Raw genomic sequence first — 22,644 nt, forward strand, 5'->3', positions numbered from 1 at the left:
CCCCCCGCTCAGGGCCGGCCCACAGCCGGAACACAGGCACCCCAGCAGCCCGCCCCGCCCCTTGCGCTAATCCTTGACACGGTCGGTGCCGCGTCGTAGACCTCTCCCTGAGAGCGCTCTCCGAAGGTCCCGTGCGACAACTCCACGGCCGGTCCTCCCCGTTGCGGGAGGCGACGCCGGCCTGCCCTGATCGCCGTCCGCGATCGTACGTCACCAGTCGCAACGAACTGTCACCACGCCACCACTCGCTTTCACCCGCTCGCACCCGGCACCGTTTGCCACCCCGTTTGCCACCCGTCCGTCACCGGAAAGCGCACTCGAAGGGACACCCTCATGTTCTCCATACCGCGCATCATCCGCCGCAGCCCGAGCCGCCGTGCAGGGCCGCGCGGGCGTTCGGTCGTCACCTCGCTCGCCCTGCTGGCCGCCGGGCTGACCGGCGCCGCGGCCACCACGCTGGCGGTGGCCCCGGCCGCGTCCGCCGACTCGGTGCCGCCCGCGCCGTCCGGCTGGACCACGGTGTTCGGGGACAACTTCGCGGGCTCGGCCGGGTCCGCTCCCTCCTCGGCGAACTGGTTCTACGACATCGGATCCGGCTTCGGCACCGGCGAGATCGAGCACACCACCAACTCGACCTCCAATGTCTACCTGGACGGCAACGGCCACCTGACGCTCAAGGCGATCAACAGCGGCGGGACCTGGACCTCGGGCCGGATCGAGAGCACCCGGGGTGACTTCCAGGCACCGCCCGGCGGCAAGCTGGAGATGACCGCCTCCCTCCAGCAGCCCAACCCGGCGGGCGGCCTCGGCTACTGGCCGGCGTTCTGGGCGCTCGGGTCGACGATGCGGACCGGCGGCGGCTGGCCCCAGTCCGGTGAGATCGACATGATGGAGGACGTCAACGCCCTCAACAAGGGGTCCCAGACGCTCCACGACGGGGCCGGCAGCAGCGGGCACGACCTGATCCCCTGTCCTGGCACCGGGTCGAGCTGCCAGACCGGTTACCACACGTACTCGGTCATCGTGGACCGCACCAACACCAGTGCCGAGACACTCCAGTTCCTGATGGACGGCACCGTCGAGAGCACCATCACCGAGGCGTCGGTCGGCACCGCGGCCTGGCAACAGGCCATCGACCACGGCTTCTTCATCATCTTCGACCTGGCCATGGGCGGGAACTACCCCGACGGCATCCAGGGTTCCACCACCCCCACCGCGGCGACCACGTCCGGCGGCACGCTGAGCGTCGGCTACGTGGCGGTGTACGAGCAGGGCGGCAACTCCACGCCGACCGGCACGGCGACCTCGACCGGGACCATCACCGGCGCCGGCGGCCTCTGCGCGACCAACCAGAACAGCCTCAACACCGAGGCCAACCCGATCGGTCTGGCGGGCTGCAACGGCAGCGCGGGCCAGCAGTGGTCGCCGTACTCCGACGGCACGGTACGGGTCCAGGGCGGCTGTCTGGACGTGACCAGCGCGGGAACGGCCAGCGGCACCACCGTCCAGTGGTACGCCTGCAACGGCACCGGGGCGCAGAAGTGGGCCCACCAGGCCAACGGTGAACTGGTCAACACCAACTCGGGCCTGTGCCTGACCGATCCGGGCGGCAACACCGGTGCCCGGCTCGACATCGAGACCTGCACCGGCGCCGCGAGCCAGTTGTGGACGACGCCCAGCGGGGGGTCGTCCCCCACGCCCACCGTCACCGTCACCAACCCGGGCAACCAGAGCTCCACGACCGGGTCCGCGGTGAGCACGCAGATCCACGCCACCGACTCCACGCCGGGCCAGACCCTCAGCTACAGCGCGACCGGCCTGCCCGCCGGGCTGTCGATCAGCTCCACCACCGGCGTGATCTCCGGCACCCCGACGGCGGCCGGCACCTCGACCGTCACCGTCACCGCCAAGGACACCGCGGGGACCACCGGAACCACCAGCTTCACCTGGACCGTCACCGCGGGCGGCGGCACCTGCGGCAGCAGCACCGGCAGCGCCGGCAGCACCGTCAATCTCGCCCTGAACAAGACCGCGACGGCCTCCTCGCAGGAGAACATCGCCTTCCCCGCGTCCAGCGCGGTGGACGGTGACAACGGCACCCGCTGGTCGTCCGCCTTCTCCGATCCCCAGTGGCTCCAGGTGGACCTCGGCGCGACGCACACGATCTGCAAGGCCGTCCTCAACTGGGAGACCGCCTACGGGAAGGCGTTCCAGATCCAGACGTCCAACGACGGCACCACGTGGACGTCGATCTACTCCACCACCACCGCGACCGGCGGCACCCAGACCCTGAACCTCACCGGTTCCGGCCGCTACATCCGGATGTACGGCACCGCCCGCTCGTCCCAGTACGGCTACTCGCTCTGGGAGTTCCAGGTCTTCGGCCAGTAGCCGGGACCGGCACCGAAGTGGGGGGGCGGACGCCCGAGTCCGCCCCCGCACCCCGTCAGGACCCGGGCCAGGCCGGGGGGACCGAGACCGAACGAGACCGAACGAGACTAGAGGTCGGCGGGGAAGCCGTCCGGCTCGTCGGGGACGGGGGCCGGGCGGCGGGGGATCGGCGGCCGGGTGCGGGCCAGCAGGAGGGCGATGTCGTCGCCGGATGAGGCCTGCTGGGAGGCTTCCGGGCCCGGAGCGGTCCGGTGGGCGGTCATCGCCGTCAACACCCGTTCGCACAGCTCCTCCACGGCCACCCGTGGCCCCGCCAGCGCGGCGCGCAACCGCTCCATACCCCTGCCGAGGTCGGCGGTGCGGCTTTCGACGAGGCCGTCGGTGTAGAGCGCGATCGTGCTCCCCTCCGGCAGTTCCACCGTGGTGGACTGGTAGGCCATCGTGCCCAGTCCGACCGGCGGCCCGGCCGGGATCTCCGGGAAGAAGACGCCGCCGTCCGGGTAGAGGATCGCGGGCGGCGGATGGCCGGCGCGGGCCATCGTGCACTGCCGGGTGACGGGATCGTAGACCACGTAGAGGCAGGTCCCACCCATCACCATCGACGCCGGCAGGTCCAGGTCGCCGTCCTCACCGCTGTCCTGCGCGCCCAGCCGCAGCACGAGCCGGTCCAGCCGGGCGAGCAGGACGTCGGGGGGCAGGTCCAGGTCCGCCAACGTCTGCACGACGGTGCGGAGTTGGCCCATCCGCGCGGCCGCGTTGATGCCGTGCCCGACCACGTCGCCGACCACCAGGCCGACCCGGTCGCGGGACAGCGGGATCACATCGAACCAGTCGCCGCCGATTCCCTCGTGCGTGTCGGCCGGCAGATACCGCGACGCCACTTCGAGCGCGACCCCGCCGGAGATGTGCCGGGGCAGCAGATCGCGTTGCAGGGCCAGCGCCGCCGCCCGCTCCCGCGCGTACCGCCGCGCGTTGTCCAGACTCAGCGATGCCCGGCCGACCAGCCCCTCGATCAGCACCAGTTCGTCCCGGGAGAACGCCAGCGGGTTCTCGTTGCGGACGAAGACCGCCTCGCCCAGGATCACCCCGCGCGCCTGGAGCGGCACGATGATCAGCGAGTGGATCTGGTTCGCCACGGCGATGCGGGCCCGGTCCGGGTCCTGATGCAGCCAACTGCCCGGCGAACTGTCGAGCACCGGCTCGTAATAGGTCTCCCCGGAGAACAGCGCGCGGGCGAAGGGGGACGAAGGCGGCACGTAGACCACCTCGCCCACCTGCCAGATCGCCTCCGGGATCCCCGCGTGGACCGAGGCCATGCCCGCCCGCCGGAAGACCGGGATCCAGGCGTCCGAGGACTTGAGCCGCTCCAGGGGCTCCTCCTCGCCCATCATCGCCGACTCCGCCAGGTCGACGATGACGAAGTCCGCGAGCAACGGCACGGCGACGTCGGCGAGTTCCTGGGCGGTCTGCCCGACTTCGAGCGCGGTGCCGATGCGCCGGCTCGCCTCGTTGATCCGCAGGAAGTGCCGCCGCCCCCGGGACGTACTGATGTCGGCGGCCATCGCGCAGACCCCGAGCGGCCGCCCCTCGGCCCCCTCCAGGCGGAAGTAGGTGGACGAGAAGACCCGCTCCTCGTCCGCACCCGGCGGGATCCACCGGTACTCCCGCTCGATCACCGGCTCACCGGTCTCGAACACACCGCGGACCACGCTCTCGATCTCCCGGCCGGGGTAGCCGGGGTAGACCTCCCGCATCGTCAGTCCCAGCCGGTCCCGGCCCATGGACGTGTCCCACTCCACGGTCGCCTGGTTGCGCCAGACGCAGCGGGTGTCGCCGTCGCAGATGGACAGCCCGATCGGGATCCGCTCCAGCAGGGCGGCGGCCACCGTCGGCTGCGGCGACCAGGCGGGGACGGCCGCCACGGACTCGGTGGCCGCCACGAACCAGTCGGCCCCGCCGTCGCCGGACAGCGGGGTCGCCCGGATCGCGACGCGAACGGCCCGCCCGTCCTTGCGGCGGAGTTCGGCCGACCCGGACCACGACCCGCCCACCCGGGCCCGCGCGGCGCCCTCCGACACTTCGGCGGCGGTGCGGTGCCGCGTCAGCAGGTTCTCCGCCGGGCGGCCGACGACCTCCCGCGAGCTGTACCCGAGGAGGGCCTGCGCGGCGTCCGTCCAGGCCAGCACGTTGCCGCCGCGGTCGATCAGGGCCACGGCCGCGCCCAGCGGGGTCGGTTCCAGCATCGTCCCGGCCGGACCGGCCGCCACCGGTCGCCCCATCAGCGACCGCGCTCAACGACACATTTGTCCATGTTTGGAGCCTAGCGCGTCCCCCCGGAGGAGCCACGGCTCCGGCACGGCGACGACTCGCCGCGGGCCCCAGGGCGCCCGCGGCGCCGCTTCGGCGCCACGGCTGAACCACGGCGGCACCGCGTAGCCACCGCGGACCCACCGCGGGAAGAGCGGCGGGCTAGCCTCGGGGGTGATCGGCGTACCGGGCCGCACAGGGCAGCCCACCGCGCCGTACCGCGCTGACGCGCGCTGACAGGTGCTTACGAGCGCCGACAAGCGCTGACAAGGAGGAACACGATGGCTGGGGTGTCGGCGAGCTTGGTGGCCGCGGGCGGATTGGTCGGCGGGTACGGAGTGGCCCGGTGGACCAAGCGGCGGGAGCTGGGCGGGGTGGCGCTGGTCGCCGCCGGAGCGGTGGCCGCGCGGTCCTGGCAGCGGCAGGCGGGGGTGGCGACCGCGGCCGGACTCACCGGGGCTTACGTCGCCGCTTTCGCCGGAGCGCATCCGCTGGCCAAGAAGGTCGGCTCGTGGCCGGCGGTGTTCGCGCTGGCCGGCGGCATGGCGGCGGCGTCCTGGCTCGTGGCCGGGCGCGGCGGGGAGTAGCCGGCCGGCCGGGAAAAGGACCGGCGGCCCAGGCTGGGGGGGAGTAGCCAGGACCGCCGGCGTATGGGGGATGTCGCGCCGCTGAGCACAGGTCGTACGGTGCCGCGGCGGGCCGGACCGGGCCGTTCGTAGGGCCCGTGAGCCGTACCCGTCCCGTACGGATGGCCTGGGCGGCCACCTTCGGGCGAGCGGCCCGCCGGCCCGACACGCGGCCTCGGAACGTTCTTGGGACGACGGGTCACACGGGCCGATCGGGTCCTACCCCGCCTGCCCGCCCACCCCGTCGTACACCTCACGACCGGGACCCGCCCGGCCGCACCGCCACCGTAGCGCGTCCACTGGCGCCCCGCCCGGCCACCGGCCGAACCGATGCCCCGATCGAGCGAACCGCGCCGCCTCAGACCGCCACATCGTGCGCCACGAGCCACGGCAGCGGGTCGACCGCGTCGCCGCCCGAGGGGCGGACCTCCAGGTGGAGATGGGGCGCCGGGACGTTTCCGGTCGCGCCCACTCGGCCGATCGTGTCGCCCGTGGTGACGCGGCCCGCGGTGACGACCATCGTGGAGAGGTGGCAGTACCACAGCTCCGTACCGTCATCGAGGGCGACGACCACCCGGTAGCCGTACGCGCCCGCCCAGCCGGCCGAGGTGACCGTACCGCCGTGGACGGCGTGGACCGGGGTGCCGGTGGGGGCGTTGAAGTCCTGCCCGGCGTGGATGTTGCCCCACGGGTCGGACTCGCCGAAGCCCGCGGTGAGGGTGTAGCAGGAGACCGGCTTGATGTAGGAGGCGGCGAACCGGGCGACCCGCTCGGCCTCGGCGCGGGCGGCGGCTGCCACCTCGGCCTTCGCCTTCGCCTCGGCGGCGGCCTTCGCGGCGGCGGCCTGCTCGCGCACCTTCCGCTCGGCGGCGGCGCGAGCGGCCTGCTGCGCGGCGGCCTTGTCGGCGGCTTCCCGTTCGCCGCGGGCGACGGCGTCCCGGGCCTCGGTGGCCTGGGTGACGATCCGGGTCAGCAGCGCCGCGCCCGGGTCGGGGAGCGCGGTCGCGGGCTCGTCGGAAGCGGGGGCGTCGAGGGGGGCGGGAGTGCTGAGGGGGGCGGGGGCGCTGACCGGCGCCAGCTCCGGCAGCGGCTGCGGCCGGGACCGGGGGGCCGCCGGCGGCGTTTCCGGTACGGAGGCCGGCGCCGGGAGCGGCGCGGACCGCGGCACGAAATCCGGTACGGAATCAGGTACGGAGACGGGCGCGGCGTCCGGCACGGTGACCGGCGCCGATACGGGCAGCGGCGCCGGCGCGAGACCGGGTCCCGCTACGGTGCCGGTCGCCGCGGCGGCCACCCCGCCCGCCCCGACGGCGGCCATCGCCGCTATGCCGAGGGCCGCGGAGCCACGGGCAAGGGTCCGCTGCCGGGGTACGGGCACGGTGAGGGTCATGGGGTCCGCGACGGGAAGGGGCAGCGGCAGCGGGGCGGCAGCGGGCCGCTCGGTCGAGCCGGCCGCCGAACCATCTGTCGGGTAGTCAGCCCGGTAGTCGACGGGGAAGCCCGCGGGAAACTCGTCCCACTCCCCGGCGGATCCACTCTCGGGCCGGGCAGGTGCGTAGGCAGGTTGGTTCGACGCCACTGTGGGCGCACTCCTTTCCTTCCCTCTCGCCTACCGGGTTAGCTGACGGGTTCGGAGCAGGAAGGTCTCCTACGGGCCTGGCTGCTGCCCGATTCACCCCAGGTGTTGGGTCCCCGGTTCCCGCGGACGGGATTCGGCAAGCGCACGGTGCCGCCTCTTACGGCGGTGGTGACGACCGCGCTGCGTTATCGAACGTTAATAGAGCCGGAGAGGTTTTCCAAGCCGAATCGGAGAGTTGGGCTGCGGAAGCAATCCGGCATCAGTCCCCCAAGCGGGGCAATGCGGGCACTCGGTGTGGCCGAGCGGTGACGTGAGTGTGTGTCAGTTGTTATGTAAAGCTGACCGGACAGCTACGTTCAGTGAGCGAATGTCAACGAAATGACACGGTGACGGGGCGACAGGAGGTGGGCTTGGTGGTCGTATGCGATCGGCGCCACAGGTCCAGGCCTCTGACCATGGGCGCATCGCTAGGGCGTGTTTTAGAAGTAGCGTCGTCCGCCCGCAGGGCGGGGCTCACGGCGTCTGGTGCGTGCGATCGCAAGGCGGAGGGTCGTCCTCGTAGTGGGCCTACTCGGATGAGCCCGACAACGCAGCGAGCGTGCGTGCCAGACGCCGTGAGACAGACGGGACTTCTAAAACACGCCCTAGGCGGGCCGGGCGTCCCGGCGCCACGATGAGCAGGCTCCGCCCTTGTCATGGACCCGTACAAGTAGTCGACCCCCACGACCGACCCCACCGGGAGCCCGCCATGCTACGAGCCAACCGACCCCAACGAAGCGGCACACACCCCGGGACACACCCCGAGGCGCACCCCGACGCCCGTCCCGCGCCCTCCGGTCCGCTCCCCGCCGCGGCGCCTCACCCGCTCCCCGAAGACCCCGACCGCCGCTCCCTGCTCCGCCGCGGCCTCGCCCTCGGCGCCGGCGCGGCCCTCACGGGCGGACTGGCCGTCGCAGCGGGCACCGCGTCCGCGGCGACGGCGGTCGACTACCCCGGCGCCGCCTGGGCGCCGGCCAGCACCGCCAACTACACGGCCGCCAACCGCCCTTCGACGTACCCGGTCGAACTGGTGGTGATCCATGTGACCCAGGAGACCTTCACCGACACCATCAGCCTCTTCCAGGACCCCGAGCACGCCGCCACCGCGCACTACGTCGTCCGCTCGGCCGACGGCGCCATCGCCCAGTGCGTCCGCGAGCACGACGTGGCCTGGCACGCGGGCAACTGGGACTACAACACCCGCAGCATCGGCATCGAGCACGAGGGCTGGGTCGACGACCCCTCGTACTTCACCACCGCCCTCTACCACGCCTCCGCCGCCCTCACCGCGGCCGTCTGCGACAAGTACGGCATCCCCAAGGACCGCGATCACATCCTCGGCCACTCCCAGGTGCCCGGCGCCGACCACACCGACCCCGGTCCCAACTGGGACTGGGTCCGCTATATCCGCCTGGTCAACGGCGTCTGAACCAACGCCGCCGCGTCGTCCGCCGGGCCCAGCGGGAACATCGCGGTGAGCCGGGGAAGGCGGCGGACCGACTCCGGCTCGTCGAGGACCGACCAGCGGTGGCCGGCCGGGGTGAGCCCGGGCGGGCGGCACGCGGCGGAGTCGAGCAGCGTACGGGCGGCGGCGCGGAAGGACGCGCCGCTCTCCTCCCCGGCGCCGGTGAGCTGCTGATACGCCTCCGGGGCGAGCCAGCCGAGCGACTCCCACTGCGGCCAGGCGTCCTCGGGCCACGCGGCCCGGGGGCGGCCGGACAGCCGCAGGACCTCAGGCGCGTAGGCGAGCACGTCGGCGTCGGCGACCGCCGCCTCGAAGGCCGGGCGGCCGAGGCCGACCATCCAGTGCTGGAAGTAGCAGAAGGTGTCGTCGGAGCACCAGCCGCCGAAGATCCGGTCGGCGGCCGCCCAGACGTTCCAGGTGAAGGCTCTCCCGATGACGAGGTCGAGGGACGCCTGGAAGGTGACGAGGTCAGGTGGGGAGAGGCGGCGGAGGGCGGCACGGAGCCAGGCGTCCCGCCGCTCGCCGCTGAGCGACTGTCGCCGGCAGTCCGTGATGAGAGTCCAGAAGGAATCCGTCTCCATGACAGCGACTATGCCAGGGGACTCTGACAGCGCATCTCCTTTTTCGACTGCTGGACGGTGAAGTGGCGGTGAGCGGTGCGGGGTGTCCGCCGTGCGCGCCGGAGCCGCCGGGGGCGTCAGGAGCACCGGGTGGGTACGTGCGGGGCGCGTGTCGGTTTCCGTGCGCCGCCCCGCCGCCCCGCCGCTTCGCCGCCCCGCCGCCCACCGCGAGCCGGGGCGCCGCCGTATCCGATCCGCAATCCGCGCCGCCGGAAAGACCTGCCGACGGGCCGCCTAGCAAGGCGCCGCCGGGGCAGTCTGGTTGACGATGGGCCGCCGTAACGGCACTGCGGCCGCATGGGATCGGCAGAAACGGCAGGAACGGATTCAGATGAAGATCTTCGGCAGAGAACCCGCACTCTGGCTCGCCCTCTTCGCCGTCGCGGTGAAGCTCTCCACCGCTTTCGGCCTCGACCTCACCAACGGTCAGCAGGCCGTCATCAACGCGGTGGCCGCCGCGGTTGCGGGCCTGCTCGTGGCGGTCAGCGTGCACGACGGCATCAGCGCGGCGGTGCTCGGCCTCGTCCAGGCCGGGCTGGCCCTGGCCGTCGGCTTCGGTCTGCACTGGAGCCCCGAGCAGCAGTCCACGGTGCTCAGCCTCGCCTCGGCGCTGGTCGCGATGTGGACCCGTACCCAGGTCACCGCGAAGGTCCCGGCCGCCGTGATATCCGGCGCGGCGACCACCGCTCCCGCGGCGCCCGTCGCCAAGCCCGCGACCGGCACCGCCTGAGCGTCCCGCGCCCGCCCGGGTGGCCCGCCCCCGCGGGCGGCCACCCGGCGGCCCGGGCAGCCGACCCCCGCAGCGACGTAACCCAAAGTCACCGGTGGCTTTCCACCGGTAGCCGCCCGGCGGAGCTCAGCACTCCGCTCCGGTGCAGGCCTGCATCTCGTCCCCGTTGAAAGCATGCTGCAAGAGGGAGTAGAGCTCCTCGCGCTGCTTCGCGTCGAGATTGCAGAGCACCTCGTTCTCGGCCGCCGCGAGTCCGAACTCCGCCTTGGCCAGCAGCTTGTTGCCCGCGTCCGTCAGTTCGACGATGTGCCGGCGACGGTCCTCGGGGGCGCGCTTGCGCTCCACCAGACCCGCGGTCTCCAGATCGTTGAGCAGACCGACGATGTTGGTCCCGTCCATCTCCAGCGTGCCGGCCAGAGCCTGCTGCGAGCTTCCCCCGTGCTCGCGGAGCACGGTGAGGGCGAGGAGGTGCCGTGTCCGCAGCCCGAGCGGCGTCAGCACCGTCTCGGAGCGCACTCGGATGCGGCGGGCGAAGAACTCGAGCAGTGCACCTGAACGGTGAACCGGTTGGTTGAGGATGGGCATCTCGTCCATTCCGGAAGTCTACCCAGGCAGGTCTCGCCCATAGATATGCTACAAATGATTGGCGTAACACCAACGAGTTGTGAAGGACAAATCATATGCCTCATCTGTTGCACATCGATGCGAGCATTCAGGGCGAGCGATCCGTGAGCCGCAAGCTGACCGAGCGCGCCGCGAAGGTCTGGCTGGCCGCCCACCCCGGCGGCACGGTCACCTACCGTGACCTCGGGGCGAACCCGGTGCCGCACCTCGACACGGCGAACGGTCTGGCCCGGATGACCCCGCCGGACCAGCACACCCCGGAACAGGCCGCCTCGTGGCAGCTCACCGAGGAGCTCACCGCCGAGATCCGGGACGCCGACGTCGTCCTGCTCGGCCTGCCCGTCTACAACTACGGCGCCCCGAGCACCATCAAGTCCTGGATCGACCACCTGATCGCCCCCGGCCTCTCCTACGACCCGGAGACCTCGAAGGGACTCTTCGCCGGCCGCGAGCTGATCGTGCTCGCCAGCCGGGGCGGCGGCTACGGCGCCGGCACCCCGCGCGAGGGCTGGGACCACGCGGAGGCCTGGCTGCCGCACGGCCTGGCCATCACCGGTCTGGAGCCGCGCTTCATCACCGCGGAGCTCACGCTGGCCACGGTGAACCCGGCGATGGCGGGCCTCATCCCGCTGGCCGCGGAGAGCCTGGCGGCGGCGGAAGCGGCGATCGACGCGCTCTGGGCGGAGGGCTCGGCGAGCCCGGAGGCCGCCGAGGCCGCCGAGGCCGCGGAGACGGCTGCCGCTGTCTGACGGCTGACGCCCCGCCCCCCGGCGGCGGGGCGACGGGCCTGGCAACGGAGAGGTTTCAGGCCCACCGCCCCCGCCGCACCCCGCCGCACCGGCAGCACTCGCGGCAGCCCGCCGCGTCGGGCGACGCACCACCCCGCCGTGCGCCCCCCGCTCACCCAGGCGCCGCCCGCTCAGCCGTGGGCGGGGCCGCGGCGGTCGTCCGGGTCGCCGCGCAGTTCGGAGCCGCCGCGGTCCTCGGACCAGCTCCGCTCCTCCGACCAGCCGCGCGCGTCCGACCAACTGTCGTCGCTCCGGTCCTCGGTCAGCTCACCGGCCCCGTCGTCCTCCCCGTCCTCCCCGTCCTCGCTCTTGACGTACTTCGAGATCCCGGCGAAGTAGCTGGACCAGTTGACGCTGCCGGGCGGCACCTGCTCGCGCGGGCGGAGCTGGATCCGGCCCTCGGCCCGGTCCTCGATCACCACGATCGTCGAGAGCCGCTCCAGCAGCTCCTCGCGGTGGTGCTCGTGGGCCAGTCTGACCGCCTCGCCGAGCTGCTCGCGCGCGCCCGGGTCGCCGCTCTTCCAGGCGGCCAGGCCCTCGTCGACCGCGGCGGCCAGCCGTTCGAGACCGAGATACCCGGCGAGCCGGGGCGCGATCCGGCTGGACAGCGCGATGTCCTCGGTCCAGCTCACCCCGATGCTCTCGGTGGCGACGACGCTCCGCTCCCCGCCGGGCAGGGTGACCGCCAGCTCGATCCTGGCCGCCCTGGCCCTCCCCTCGACCTCCACGTTGAGGTCCTCCTGGCCCACGTCGATCGTCAGGTGGTAGTCGGCGACCTGCGCCCCCCAGTCCCCGAGCGGGAACACCTCGGTGTGCGCGTCGCGGACCACCCCGAGCTCGGTGAGCTCCTCGATCACCGGCATCACCCGCGCCAGATAGGCGACCTTCGCGCCGTCCGGCGTCCAGACGCTCAGCGTCACCCCCGCCGCCCGTTTGGCCATGGTGGCGGCCATCGCCGCCCGGAAGTCCTGGGCCAGCTCGTCGGGTTCGGCCACCGGCTTCCAGTCACCCAGCAGGTCACGGGTGATCCGGCGGAGCTGGAGATAGCTCCAGTCGTCGCCGATGCCGCGCCAGTCGCAGACGAACCGCCCCTTGCACGCTTCGAGCGCGGCCGCGAGCGGGCCCTCGCCCTCGGTGTTCTGGCCGTCGGTGAGCATGATGGCGTGCCGTATCTCGGCGTCCGGACGGCTGTCCATCAGCTCGCGGGTGAGCGTCAGCCAGGTGCTCATGCTGGTGCCGCCGCGCGCGGTGACCTGGGACAGCGCCCGCGCCGCCTCCTCCCGGGTGACCGGGGAGGCGACGGCCAGGCCGCGCGCCGGGTAGACGGACCTGGCGAAGCTCTGGCCGGCCACCACGGCGAAGTACGTGCCGTCGCGCAGCACCTCGACGGCGCTGATCGCGGCCTGGCAGGCCCGGTCGATCTTCGCGCCGGTCATCGACGCGGACGTGTCGATGACGATGACCTCGGCCGCCACCGGGCGGTCGCCGGCCGCCGTGCCGGGGTCCTCCGCGCTGATCGTGAGCAGCACACCGACCGAGCGACTGCCCACCGGGATGTGCTCGTTGTGATCGACCCGCACGGTGAAGCGCAGCGCGTCCGGCGTCATGGGTTCCTCCCGTTACGTGCTCTCCGCGCGCGCCGACCCGTCGACCACCGGCCTGGTGAACGGGTCACCAGCGGGTCCAGGGGCGCACGGCGTGTGCTTGTCTGACCAGTTCGGCGCGGCCCCGCCAGTTCCTGGCGAAGGGCCGGCACGCCAAGTAGTCCTGTTCCAGGGCGCGGCCCACGGCTTCGGGGGTCAGCTCGATGTTGAGCAGCATGCCGGGTTCGGCCGGTGAACCATGGTCGTCGAGCCACTTTCTGGCAGCCTTCCACAACTCGATCCGCAGCCCCAGCTTCTGCTCCTCCTTCAGCCCCAGTTTCGCCTTGCGGTCGGCGAGTTCGAGATCCTGTAACCGGGACGCCGCGGCGCGCAGTCCGGTTTCGTCCAGGCCGGTCCGCGACAGCCGCAGATACAACGCCTCGACCCGGGCGGCCAGATGGTGGTGGAGCGTCTCGGGAAGCGATTCGAGCACCTTGACCGCGTGATCGGTCTCCCCGCTGGACTCGGTGACATAGGTCCTCGCCACCCCGAACGCCGCGCCCACGAAGGCGTCGTCGGTGCGCCACACCGTCTGGTAGTAGTGCCGGGCCAGCGCGGTCTCGCCGAGCGACTCGGCGCACACCGCGAGCGCGAGCTTCGGCGCCGGCTCACCCGGCAGCGCGTCCCGTATGGCGGCGAAGCAGCGCCCGGCCCGGCCCGGTTCGCCGGACGCGAGATGGAGCAGCCCGCGGTACCAGACCCAGCGCCAGTCCCGCGGGTCCACCGTGCCGAGTTCGGCCGCCGCCTCGGCGAAGCGCCCGATGCCGATCTGGGCCAGCGCCCTCCGCAGCGTCACCTCAGCGGAGTTGGGCGGCGCGCCTTGCAACGCCGCGATCAGCTCCTCGGGTTCGGTGGCGGTGACCGTGCCGAGGAATGCCGCGCCCGGGTCGGAGTCCTGGACCAGCGGCAGCGGCAGGGCCAGCGCGGCGGCCACCGGGTTGAGCCGGGCCCGCGGATCGGTCCCCTCGAGTCCGCGCTCCTGGCTGAAGAGCGACGACGGCCGGGCGGGCGGCCGGTCGCTGTCCTGCGCGACGACCTCGCGCAGCACCCCGACGAGCTGCTCGGCCATGTGCGCGACCGAGGTGAAGCGGTGTTCGGGACGGGTCGCGGTGGCCCGGCGCAGAAAGCGGTAGAAGGACTCGTACCGGCCGAACTCGGCGATCGCGCCGGCCGCCGGCAGGGTCGTCCGGTGGTCCCCGGTGTAGTCGAAGAGCGCGGTGAGTACGGCCAGGGTCCGCCCGACGGCGTAGATGTCGGAGGCGACCGACGGGCTCGCGCCCCGGTATATCTCGGGCGCGGTGAAGCCGGTGGTGATCCACGACTGCCGCACCGAGTGGCCGCCGATGGGCCGTACGCCGCCCAGGTCGATCAGCTTGGTCCGGTCGCGTACGTGCATGATGTTGGCCGGCTTGAAGTCGCAGTACGCCAGGCCCGTGTCGTGCAGATAGCCGAGCGCGGGCAGCACCGCGAGGACGTACGCGATCGCCTCGGCGACCGGCAGCACGCCCCGGCGCTTGGCCTTCTGCGCCAGCGACTCGCCGCCGAGGAACTCCAGCACGATGTAGTCGTCGAAGCGGCCGCTCTCCGGGTCCCGGCGCTGCACGAAGTTGCGGATGTCGACGATGTCGGGGTGCTTCACCTCGATCAGGGTGCGGCGTTCGGCGGCGATCCGGGTACGGCGTTCCTCGGCCGGCACGTCCTCGCTGCCGGGCTCCGCGGTGTCCCGCAGGCCCTTGATGGCGACCGGGTCGTCGTCCAGGTTGAGGTCGCTCGCCAGATACACCCAGCCCTGGCCGCCGCGGCCGATGCAGCCGCGCACCCGGTACTGGTGGCCGACGATCTCGCCGGGGCGCAGCGGCCGGCGGAAGGCGTAGGACGTACCGCAGTACGGGCAGCGGCCGGCGGCCGGCCCGGCGGGCTTGCCGCGGGCGGGCGCGCGGCCGCGGCCCGGATCGGCGCCGGGTGCCCGGTCCCGGCCGCGCCGGGGGCCCCGGCCGCGCTCGGCGGGGGCGCGGACCGAGGGGCACTCCGGGTTGAGGCAGCGCTGCGGCGCCTCCTCGATCTCCGCCTCGTCCATCAGCATGTCGTCGGGGTCGCGGGCGCGCAGCGCGGCGATCTCCACCACGCCGAAGCCGAGCGCGGCGCGGACCAGGGCCCGGCCAGGCCCGCGCGGGAGGGTCAGGGCGAGCGGTACCGCGGTGTCCGTCCCGTCGTCCCAGGGCGTTCTGGTCCACTCGACCTCGGCGTCCGGAAGGACCAGCGTCCGGCCGGGGGCGATCGGCGCCCGCCCGCAGGTGGCGCAGAAGCCGTCCGCCTCGATCTGTCCGCCCGAGCAATCGGGCCGCACACACGCGGTCATCGCGCCCGGCCTCCTCTCATCGCTCGTCTCCCCGGCGGTACGGATCGGGCCCGTCGTGGTGCGGGCCGCGTTCCTCATGGTGCGGACCGGTTCCCTCGCGGTGCGGCTCGGGTTCCTTCCGGTACGGCTCGGGTTCCTTTCGGTACGGATCCGGCCGGTCCAGGCGCGCCGGATCCGGGCCGGCCGAGTCGGGGCCGCGCTGGTAGGCGCTCTCGTCCACCCCGTGCCCGTCCAGCCGCCACACCTCTCGGGCGTACGCCTGCACCGCCCGCTCCACCGCGTCAAGATCCTGTCCGGCGCCGGACCGCATCAATCGCCGCGCCTCGTCGTAGAGCGCGCCGAGTCCGGGGTGGTCGGTGTGGCCGCCGTGGCGCGCCTGCCGCCGGTAGAGGTCGAGGCGTTGGCGCAGGATGCGCGAGCGCTGGCCGCGCGGGCCGAGCGCGGCGGTCAACCGGCGGCGGATCCGGTCGAGTTCGCCGCTGATCGCGTCGATCTCGGCCGGTCGCGCCGTGTGTTCGTGCGCACCGCCGGCCCCCGTGGCCAGCGGGTCGTTCTCCACCACGGCGCGGACCCGGTCGAGTCGCCCGGTCAGCGCCGCCAGCGCGGCCCGGTCACCGATGCCGCCGGCCACCGGAAGGAACCGTTCGCAGTCGTGCACGCCTCTGGTGAGGGTCTCCAGTTGCCGCAGCAGCGGGTCCCAGACGGCGGCGACCTCCGCGACCAGCCGCCGTACCTCGTCCAGGTCGTCCGTGATCAGAGCCTTGACGTAGGCGAGGCCGAACCGCCGCTCCGGCGCGGGGGATCCGGGCGCGGGACGGTCCGCCGGGCGCATCTCGTCCCTGGACAGGGTGATGGCCTCGCCGCACATCAAGTCCTCGACCCGCTCCAGGTGTCGCTGGCGTGCCGCGCGGGCCGTGCTGGCGGCGGGCGGGCCCGGCGCGGTGTTCCGCTCGACCAGGTCCGCCGCCTTGTCCACGGTGTTCTTCCACTTGCGGCAGCGGGACTCGGCGAGGGTGAGCGCGGTGTAGGCGCTGTCCCAGCGGCGTTTGGTGACCCCGTCGAGGGAGTCGCGCCGGGAACCGTTGGAGAGGCTCACGAACGTGTGGTCGGTGCGCAGTTCGCGGATGGCGTGCTGGCGCGTCTCGATCTGCCGCGTCTCGGCCTCGACCAGCGCGGTGGCCCGCTCCCAGGTCAACGGGCTGGGCCATGGACCGGTCATGGCCGTCCTCCTCTTCCCCCGGGACGCGTCATCGCGTGTACGAGGCGACGGGCGGGTCGGCGTCGCCCAGTTGGGGCTGCACCCACCTGCGGTAGACGGCGTCCCAGCAGCTACGGTCGCTCGCCGTCATGGGCTGCGGGCACCACGAGGCCCGCGGTGACCGCGCCTCCATTTGGGCGATGACGCCGTTGGCGAAGCCCACGATCTGGTTGTTGGCCGCGCCGCCGGAGTCGGTGAGCGGGAAGGCGAGGCCGTGCGGCTCGTCGGAGAACAGCCCGTCGACCAGCTTCAGATAGGGGTCTTCGGCCTGCATGCCGCCGAGGATGGTGTTGTCGGTGGAGAAGGCCTGCACGGTGCCCTGCTGGAGCATGATCAGGCAGTCCGACCAGTTGTTGGCGAGCACGATGCCGAAACGACCCTCCTTCGCCAGCGGGCTGAGGTTGGTGACGGAGGTGGTGGACCCGACGGTGCACACCTTGCGGCCTTCGAGCCCCTTGATGTGGGGCACGTTGTCCGCGTCGAGGACCACCTTCGCGGAGGTGTCCTGCCGGGGCACCAGCAACGCCGCGCCGCCGTCGATGTAGTTGACCGAGAAGCCGACCTGCTTCTTGCGGTCGCAGGTGATGGTGATGCTGCTCGCCACCACGTCGACGATGCCCTGATTGGCCACGCCGAGCCGGTAGTCCTGGCCCACCGCCACGAAGCGGACGGCGTCCGCGTCGCCGAAGACGGCGTGGGCGAGGGCGTGCACCATGTCGGCGTCGAAGCCCTGGAAGCTCTCGCCGGGCGCGGCGGACGGGGACGGGTTGGGAAACCCCCAGCCGTAGGAGTCCTGGTCGACTCCCGCGATGAGGTAGCCGCGTTTGAGGATCTTCGCCATGACGGAGTTCGCGGGCATCCGGCCGGGTTGCGGCATCGGCGCCATCGGCGGCTCGCTCGCCTGGCACCCCGGGGACTCGACCGGGGCCGGTGTGCCGACCGGGGCCGCGGTGGAGGTCGCGGGCAGCGGAGCGGGCACCTCCTCCGCGGTAGGGGCGCCAGCCCCGGCCGTCCCCCGCGCCCCACAACCGCCCGCGAGCCCGGCCACGACGACCACGGCGATGAGGGCCGCCAGGAGCCGCGAGCGCGTCTTGAGGGCTTTCAGGGTCCCGCCGGGCTTTACGGCGGCGCCGGACTTTACGGCGGCGCCGGACTCTACCGTCCTGCCGGCCCGCAGGCTCCTGCCGGACCTTACGGTCCCGGCGGGCTCGACGGTCCCGCCAGCCTTGCAGGAGCCGCCAGGCTTCACGGTCCTGCCGGGCTTTACGGCGGTGCCGGACCGCGGCGGCTCGGCGGGGCTGACGTTCTTGACGGTTCTCACGCGCTCCTCCGCCCGGTCGACCAGTATTCGGCGATGCGCCGTACGATGCCGCCGGTGCCCGCCGCGGCGGCCAGCAGGCCGAGCAGCAGCGCGCCGCCGACCAGGCCGTGCAGCGCGCCGCTCGCGGCCGCGCCCCGGCCCTCGTACTGCCCCCACTCGCCGCGGGTGGCCGTGTCGAGGGCGCTCTGCACGGCCTTGAAGTCCTCCTCGACAGCGGCGAAGGCACCGCCGCCCGACGTGGCGGGGTTGGTGAAGTCGCGCAGCTGCTTGAGGAAGTCCGCGTCGTACCGCAGCGGTTGCTCGGCGCCGGGCCGCGCCTTCGGCAGGTTCTGGAGGGTGGGCAACTCCTCCTCGTGCGCCAGCCACCGCGCCGCCCGCGCCTTCGCCAAGACGACCTGCTGGGCCGTCTCCGGGTCCAACTCTCCCTTGGCGGCGTCCAGTCGGGTGAGCTGTGAGGTGTCGCCGAGCAGTTGCATGGCCTGGGTCTGGTAGGCACATCTGACCGGGTATTCGTAGGTGGTCCTGGCCCCCGTCGGCGGCGACACCGTGGTCAGGCAGTCCTCATTGTGCCCGGCGCGGGTGATCAGGTCGTCCACATGCGCCTGGAAGGCCTGGATGCGGGCCTGCGCGATGTCGCCGGCCGCCCGGGCGTGCGGCGCCGCCTGCCGGGAGACGATGTGCACGCTGACGGAGAGCGCGGTCAGCGACCAGGCGGCGAGCGCCCCGGTCGCCAGCGTCGCCAGCAGCAGCCCCGGATTGACCAGGCGGCGGGTATAGCGCGCGGTGACGATCTGCGCGGCGATCAGGCCGGTGAGCGCGACCCCGCAGATGACGGCGAGTGGCACCGGGAAGGCCGCGGCCGTGGCGTTGTCGGCGGCGACGCGGTCCTGGTCGTCCTGCCGGATCCGCTCGGCGCTCGCCAGCGTCTGGAGGGTGAGATAGCGCGACGCCATCCGCAGATAGCCCGCGCCGACCGGCAGGCCCTGCCGGTTGTCGGCGATGGCGGTGGACATCAGGTTGGTGTAGCGGGACACCTCGCGGCTGATCAGGGTGACGTCGTCCTGGACGGCGGGCCGGTCGCCCAACTGGACGCTGATCGATGCGAGATCGGCTTCGACGGTGGAGACGTCGGCGTGCGGTCCGACCGCCGTGGCGCCGGTTCCCAAGGTGTCCATCCGCTGCTGGAAGAGCTCCACCTCGTTCTGCTGCATGACGATGAGGTCCTGGTAGAGCTTGACGTCGAGGCCGCCGATGTCGATCCGCGCGGCCGAGGCGCGCGCGTCCCTCAGCGCGCTCTCCCGCTGGTCCACGGTCCGGATCGCGGTCACCGCGACGCCCACCGTGAGCACGGCGACGACGAACGCCAGCAGGACGAGGACCCAGTCCTCCTCCAGCCTCATCCACCGCGGCCGACGGGTCCGCGGGGCGTCGGTTCCCGTCCCCCGCCGCGTCCCCGGCCCCGTCCGCCGCCCCGCCTCCCGGCGGGCACCCGGCATCGAGGTCATCCGAGCCGACACCGCGTCGGCGCACCGTGCGAAGACATCACGCCCACCCCCGTGGTCCTGTCCGAGACGGCCGCCCCAAAGGCCGCATGGCGCCGGTTTCCCCCGCCGTTCCCCCGGTGAAACCCGCGCCGTCCGTCACCGGGGGAGCGAGGCTAACACGCGGTCTGACCCCGTTTCAGAACTTCGCGAATCATCCGGAAATCGGGCTTCTTCGCGGCCGCTCAATTCCGGCCAATGCGGCCGTCCCCGGCTCGGTACGCTCGACGGAGACTCAAGGGAGAGCTGCCTCCCATCGCTGTCCCATCGCCATCCCACGACCCCGTACCGGCCCCACGCCGACCATCCGCCGACCATCCGCCGACCCCCGCCCATCCTCGGAAAACCGGCGGTAACCCGCCTCGCAGGCGGCCTCCGACGCCATTTCGGCACCGGTATTTAACCTGGCGGGCCGCATGGATCCGGGTCCCCCTGGGCACCTGTCCTCATCGGCACGCGCGCACGAGAATCCGTCATCGGCACCTCCGCACCCGCATCCGCCCGCAGGCGCATCCCCGGCCCGCAGCACCGGCCGGCCCGATCCCCCCAAGCGCCCGCAGACCCAGGAGACCCAAGGCTCCCATGACCAGCACCCCGCGTCCGTTCCGCCGTCACTTCGGCCTGGGATCCACGGACCCATCGCTCGACGATCCCCTCCCCGCGGCGCCGCCGGTGAGCACCGCCGTCCAACTGGCCACCAAGGACCTGCTCGCCCTGCCGGGCGGCACGTTCCTGATGGGCTCGGACGATCCGGAGGGGGTGCTCTCCGACGGTGAGGGCCCGGTCCGCGAGGTCGAACTCGACGCCTTCGAGATCTCGCCGACCACCGTGAGCAACGCCGAGTTCGCCTCCTTCGTCGAGGAGACCGGGTACGTGACCGACGCCGAACGGCTCGGTTTCTCCTTCGTCTTCGAGGAGTTCCTGCCGCCGGGCCTGCACACCCGCTCCCCCGCCGTCCCCGCGGCCCCCTGGTGGCGTGCGGTCAACGGGGCGAGCTGGCGGTCGCCGCGCGGCCCCGGCTCGCACTACCGCACCTGGCTCAACCACCCGGCGGTGCACGTCTCCTGGGACGACGCGGCCGCGTACTGCGCCTGGTCGGGCACCCGGCTGCCCACCGAGGCCGAGTGGGAGTACGCGGCCCGCGGCGGCCTGGTCGGCAGGCGCTATCCGTGGGGCGACGAACTCGCCCCGGACGGCGATCAGATGCTCGCCATCTGGCGGGGTGACTTCCCCGACCCCGAGCCCGGCAGCCCCAACGGCACCGTGCCGGTCCGCTCCCATCTCCCCAATGGCTACGGCCTCTACAACATGGTCGGCAACGTCTGGGAGTGGTGCGCCGACTGGTTCAGCCCGTACTTCCACCGGACCGCCCCGAGCCGGTCCCCCGCCGGGCCGCCCACCGGCACCGCCCGCGCGATGCGGGGCGGCTCCCACGTGTGCCACGCCTCCTACTGCAACCGCTACCGGGTCGCCGCCCGCAGCTCCAACACCCCCGACAGCGCCGCCGGGCACATCGGCTTCCGCGTCGCCCGCTGAACGCTCCTGACCGTGCCTGAAAGTGCCTGAGCCCGCCCGAGCCCGCCTGAGCCCGCTTGAGCCCGCCTCAGGAGGCCGGCCCGGCCGTCCCGGGCGCGGCGAGGAAGTCGATGACCCGACGGGTCAGCAGCGCGGCGGCCTCCGGGGCGTACGAGGAGAGGGAGTTGTCGGCGAAGAGGTGGCTCTCTCCCGGGTAGAGGAAGAGCCGCCCGTCGGCGGCCTCGCCGGTGAGCGCGCGGGCGGCGTCGAGGTCGCCGTCGCCCACGAAGTACGGATCGGCGTCCATCGCGTGCACCTGGACCGGGACCCCGGCCGGCCAGGCGGCGGAGAACTCCGTCACCGGCACGCAGGAGTGCAGGAGCACCGCGCCGCGAGCCCCGGCCCGGGTCTGGGCCAGCCGCTGCGCCGGCAGAACCCCGAGCGAGCAGCCGGCGTACACCAGTTCGGCGGGCAGCGCGTCGGCGGCCCGGACACCCCGCTCGACCACCTCGCCGAAGCCGATCTTCCCGGCGTACGCGACGCCCGCGTCCAAGGTCGCGAAGGTACGGCCCTCGTAGAGGTCGGGCGTGTGCACGACGTGCCCGGCGCCGCGCAGCTCGTCGGCGAACGCGACGACGCCGGGCGTCAGCCCCTGGGCATGGTGGAACAGCACGATCTCGGCCATTTCCGCACCGCTTTCCTGGGTCGGTCGAGGGTGGTCAGCCGACGGCGCGGGCGTTGACGACCCGGGTGGAAGCCGGGTCGCCGTGGAGGTCGGCCACCGTCGAAGGCGACGAAACCGTATCGGACGCGGGGTGGTGGACCGACGCGGCCCAGGCGCTGCCGGAGTGCCCGCTTCGTCCCGCCGTGTCACCCGCTTGGCGCCCAGGGTGTCGGTCCGGTCCCGTTGGCCGACGCCCGCGACGCCAGCCGCCCGGTGCTGGAGCGGGGCGCCGCTGGGCGGTATGAAGCGATATGTGAATCGGAAATATGCTGGCGCGTCGAAACGATGGCACCGCTGGAACGAAAAGCGGCGCGGTATGGCCGATTCGCCCGTCGCGCTGGTCGTCCAGCGCGGCATCGAACTGGAGCTGATGTCGCGCTCGCTGGGTTTCGCCGCCCTCGCGCTGCTCACCCTGGTGCCGTTGCTGCTGCTCATCGCGGCCCTCGATCCGGGCAGCGGGCTGAACGCGGGGCAGTGGCTGGTGCGGGTGCTCGGGGTCACGTCGTCGTCGCGCCGGCGTATCGCGGAGCTTTTCGGCAGCCCGGCCGAGGCGTTGCGGCGCACCACGGTGTTCGGCTTCGTGGTCCTCGCGGTTTTCGGCCTGTCCTTCGGCTCGGGATTGCAGACCGGCTACGAGAAGGCGTGGAATCTCCCGTCGGCCAGTCTGCGGTCCGCGTGGCGCCATGTGCTGTGGCTGGCGATGTTCATCGCCTTCCTCATCGTCTCCATCAAGATCAACGCGCAGAACGAGAGCGATGCCGTACAGGTGTTCGCCGGCGCCGGTGAGGCGGTGACCGCGCTGCTCTTCTTCTGGTGGTCGCAGCGCTTTCTGCTCAACGGCCGGGTCCGCTGGCGCGCCCTGCTGCCGAGTTCGGTGGCCACCGCCGCCGGGCTGCTCGGCCTGCACGTCTTCTCCAGCCTCGTCTTCTCCCCGCTGATCGCCTCGAACGCGGTGACGTACGGACCCTTCGGCACCGTGCTCGTCCTCCAGTCCTGGCTGGTCGGCGTCGGCTTCGTCGTCTACGGCGGGCCCCTGGTGGGCCGGGTCTTCCACGAGGAACTGGCCCGCCGCCGCGCGACCCGCTCCTCCTGACACCGCCGGGGCGGGCCGTCG

The 22,644-nt window shown here is 72.8% G+C and carries 17 protein-coding genes and 1 riboswitch; of the genes, 7 read left to right on the forward strand and 10 right to left on the reverse strand.

What is annotated here, in order from left to right; genetic code table 11:
* Nucleotides 1-333: 333 nt before the first annotated feature.
* Nucleotides 334-2,391, forward strand: coding sequence for a discoidin domain-containing protein (locus OG519_RS14120; protein WP_405583161.1), 2,058 nt, complete (start codon nt 334-336; stop codon nt 2,389-2,391).
* A 107-nt stretch (nt 2,392-2,498) separates the two neighbouring features.
* Here OG519_RS14120 and OG519_RS14125 read toward each other — a convergent pair whose 3' ends face one another.
* On the reverse strand, nt 2,499-4,670 hold the full coding sequence (locus OG519_RS14125) for a SpoIIE family protein phosphatase (protein ID WP_405583163.1): 2,172 nt from the start codon (nt 4,668-4,670) through the stop codon (nt 2,499-2,501).
* 309 nt (nt 4,671-4,979) lie between these two features.
* Here OG519_RS14125 and OG519_RS14130 point away from each other — a divergent pair, with 309 nt between their 5' ends.
* The gene (locus OG519_RS14130) at nt 4,980-5,285 is read left to right on the forward strand and encodes a hypothetical protein (RefSeq protein ID WP_405583165.1); all 306 of its coding nucleotides are present in this window, start codon (nt 4,980-4,982) and stop codon (nt 5,283-5,285) included.
* Between the two features lie 397 nt (nt 5,286-5,682).
* On the opposite strand, the gene OG519_RS14135 is transcribed toward OG519_RS14130, so the two are convergent.
* Entirely contained in the window at nt 5,683-6,903 is a 1,221-nt protein-coding gene (locus tag OG519_RS14135) for a peptidoglycan DD-metalloendopeptidase family protein (protein WP_405583167.1), read from the reverse strand.
* A 12-nt stretch (nt 6,904-6,915) separates the two neighbouring features.
* A riboswitch (cyclic di-AMP (ydaO/yuaA leader) is annotated at nt 6,916-7,052 on the reverse strand.
* 599 nt (nt 7,053-7,651) lie between these two features.
* On the opposite strand from OG519_RS14135, the gene OG519_RS14140 reads away from it, so the two are divergent.
* Nucleotides 7,652-8,371 carry an N-acetylmuramoyl-L-alanine amidase gene (locus tag OG519_RS14140; protein ID WP_405583169.1) on the forward strand — a complete coding sequence of 240 codons (720 nt, stop codon included), beginning with the start codon at nt 7,652-7,654 and terminating at the stop codon, nt 8,369-8,371.
* Here OG519_RS14140 and OG519_RS14145 read toward each other — a convergent pair.
* Nucleotides 8,344-8,988 (reverse strand): DUF4240 domain-containing protein, encoded by a 645-nt coding sequence (locus OG519_RS14145; protein ID WP_405583171.1) that lies wholly within the window; start codon nt 8,986-8,988, stop codon nt 8,344-8,346. The two genes, OG519_RS14140 and OG519_RS14145, sit on opposite strands and share 28 nt — an antisense overlap.
* 370 nt (nt 8,989-9,358) lie before the next feature.
* Between OG519_RS14145 and OG519_RS14150 the strand changes: the two genes are divergently transcribed.
* On the forward strand, nt 9,359-9,757 hold the full coding sequence (locus tag OG519_RS14150) for a hypothetical protein (RefSeq protein ID WP_405583172.1): 399 nt from the start codon (nt 9,359-9,361) through the stop codon (nt 9,755-9,757).
* A 126-nt stretch (nt 9,758-9,883) separates the two neighbouring features.
* On the opposite strand, the gene OG519_RS14155 is transcribed toward OG519_RS14150, so the two are convergent.
* Nucleotides 9,884-10,351, reverse strand: a complete 468-nt coding sequence (locus OG519_RS14155) for a MarR family winged helix-turn-helix transcriptional regulator (protein ID WP_405583174.1) — start codon at nt 10,349-10,351, stop codon at nt 9,884-9,886.
* Nucleotides 10,352-10,437: 86 nt separating this feature from the next.
* Here OG519_RS14155 and OG519_RS14160 point away from each other — a divergent pair, with 86 nt between their 5' ends.
* Nucleotides 10,438-11,130, forward strand: a complete 693-nt coding sequence (locus OG519_RS14160) for an FMN-dependent NADH-azoreductase (RefSeq protein ID WP_405583176.1) — start codon at nt 10,438-10,440, stop codon at nt 11,128-11,130.
* A gap of 170 nt (nt 11,131-11,300) precedes the next feature.
* On the opposite strand, the gene OG519_RS14165 is transcribed toward OG519_RS14160, so the two are convergent.
* The 5 genes from OG519_RS14165 to OG519_RS14185 form a co-directional block, all read right to left on the reverse strand.
* Nucleotides 11,301-12,776 carry a vWA domain-containing protein gene (locus OG519_RS14165; RefSeq protein WP_405583178.1) on the reverse strand — a complete coding sequence of 492 codons (1,476 nt, stop codon included), beginning with the start codon at nt 12,774-12,776 and terminating at the stop codon, nt 11,301-11,303.
* A 64-nt stretch (nt 12,777-12,840) separates the two neighbouring features.
* On the reverse strand, nt 12,841-15,171 hold the full coding sequence (locus tag OG519_RS14170) for a tetratricopeptide repeat protein (protein WP_405583180.1): 2,331 nt from the start codon (nt 15,169-15,171) through the stop codon (nt 12,841-12,843).
* A gap of 16 nt (nt 15,172-15,187) precedes the next feature.
* Nucleotides 15,188-16,390 (reverse strand): hypothetical protein, encoded by a 1,203-nt coding sequence (locus tag OG519_RS14175; RefSeq protein WP_405583182.1) that lies wholly within the window; start codon nt 16,388-16,390, stop codon nt 15,188-15,190.
* 28 nt (nt 16,391-16,418) lie between these two features.
* Nucleotides 16,419-17,408 (reverse strand): transporter substrate-binding domain-containing protein, encoded by a 990-nt coding sequence (locus OG519_RS14180; protein ID WP_405583184.1) that lies wholly within the window; start codon nt 17,406-17,408, stop codon nt 16,419-16,421.
* A gap of 338 nt (nt 17,409-17,746) precedes the next feature.
* Entirely contained in the window at nt 17,747-19,150 is a 1,404-nt protein-coding gene (locus OG519_RS14185; RefSeq protein ID WP_405583186.1) for a hypothetical protein, read from the reverse strand.
* A gap of 723 nt (nt 19,151-19,873) precedes the next feature.
* Between OG519_RS14185 and OG519_RS14190 the strand changes: the two genes are divergently transcribed.
* Nucleotides 19,874-20,827: a formylglycine-generating enzyme family protein gene (locus OG519_RS14190; protein WP_405583188.1), complete on the forward strand. Its 954-nt coding sequence runs from the start codon at nt 19,874-19,876 to the stop codon at nt 20,825-20,827.
* Nucleotides 20,828-20,894: 67 nt separating this feature from the next.
* Here OG519_RS14190 and OG519_RS14195 read toward each other — a convergent pair whose 3' ends face one another.
* Nucleotides 20,895-21,491 carry a dienelactone hydrolase family protein gene (locus OG519_RS14195; protein ID WP_405583190.1) on the reverse strand — a complete coding sequence of 199 codons (597 nt, stop codon included), beginning with the start codon at nt 21,489-21,491 and terminating at the stop codon, nt 20,895-20,897.
* A gap of 355 nt (nt 21,492-21,846) precedes the next feature.
* Between OG519_RS14195 and OG519_RS14200 the strand changes: the two genes are divergently transcribed.
* Nucleotides 21,847-22,623, forward strand: coding sequence for a YhjD/YihY/BrkB family envelope integrity protein (locus tag OG519_RS14200; protein ID WP_405583192.1), 777 nt, complete (start codon nt 21,847-21,849; stop codon nt 22,621-22,623).
* The last annotated feature ends 21 nt before the right edge of the window (nt 22,624-22,644 follow it).

The sequence above is a fragment of the Streptomyces sp. NBC_01190 genome (assembly GCF_045039895.1).
GTDB lineage: Bacteria > Actinomycetota > Actinomycetes > Streptomycetales > Streptomycetaceae > Actinacidiphila.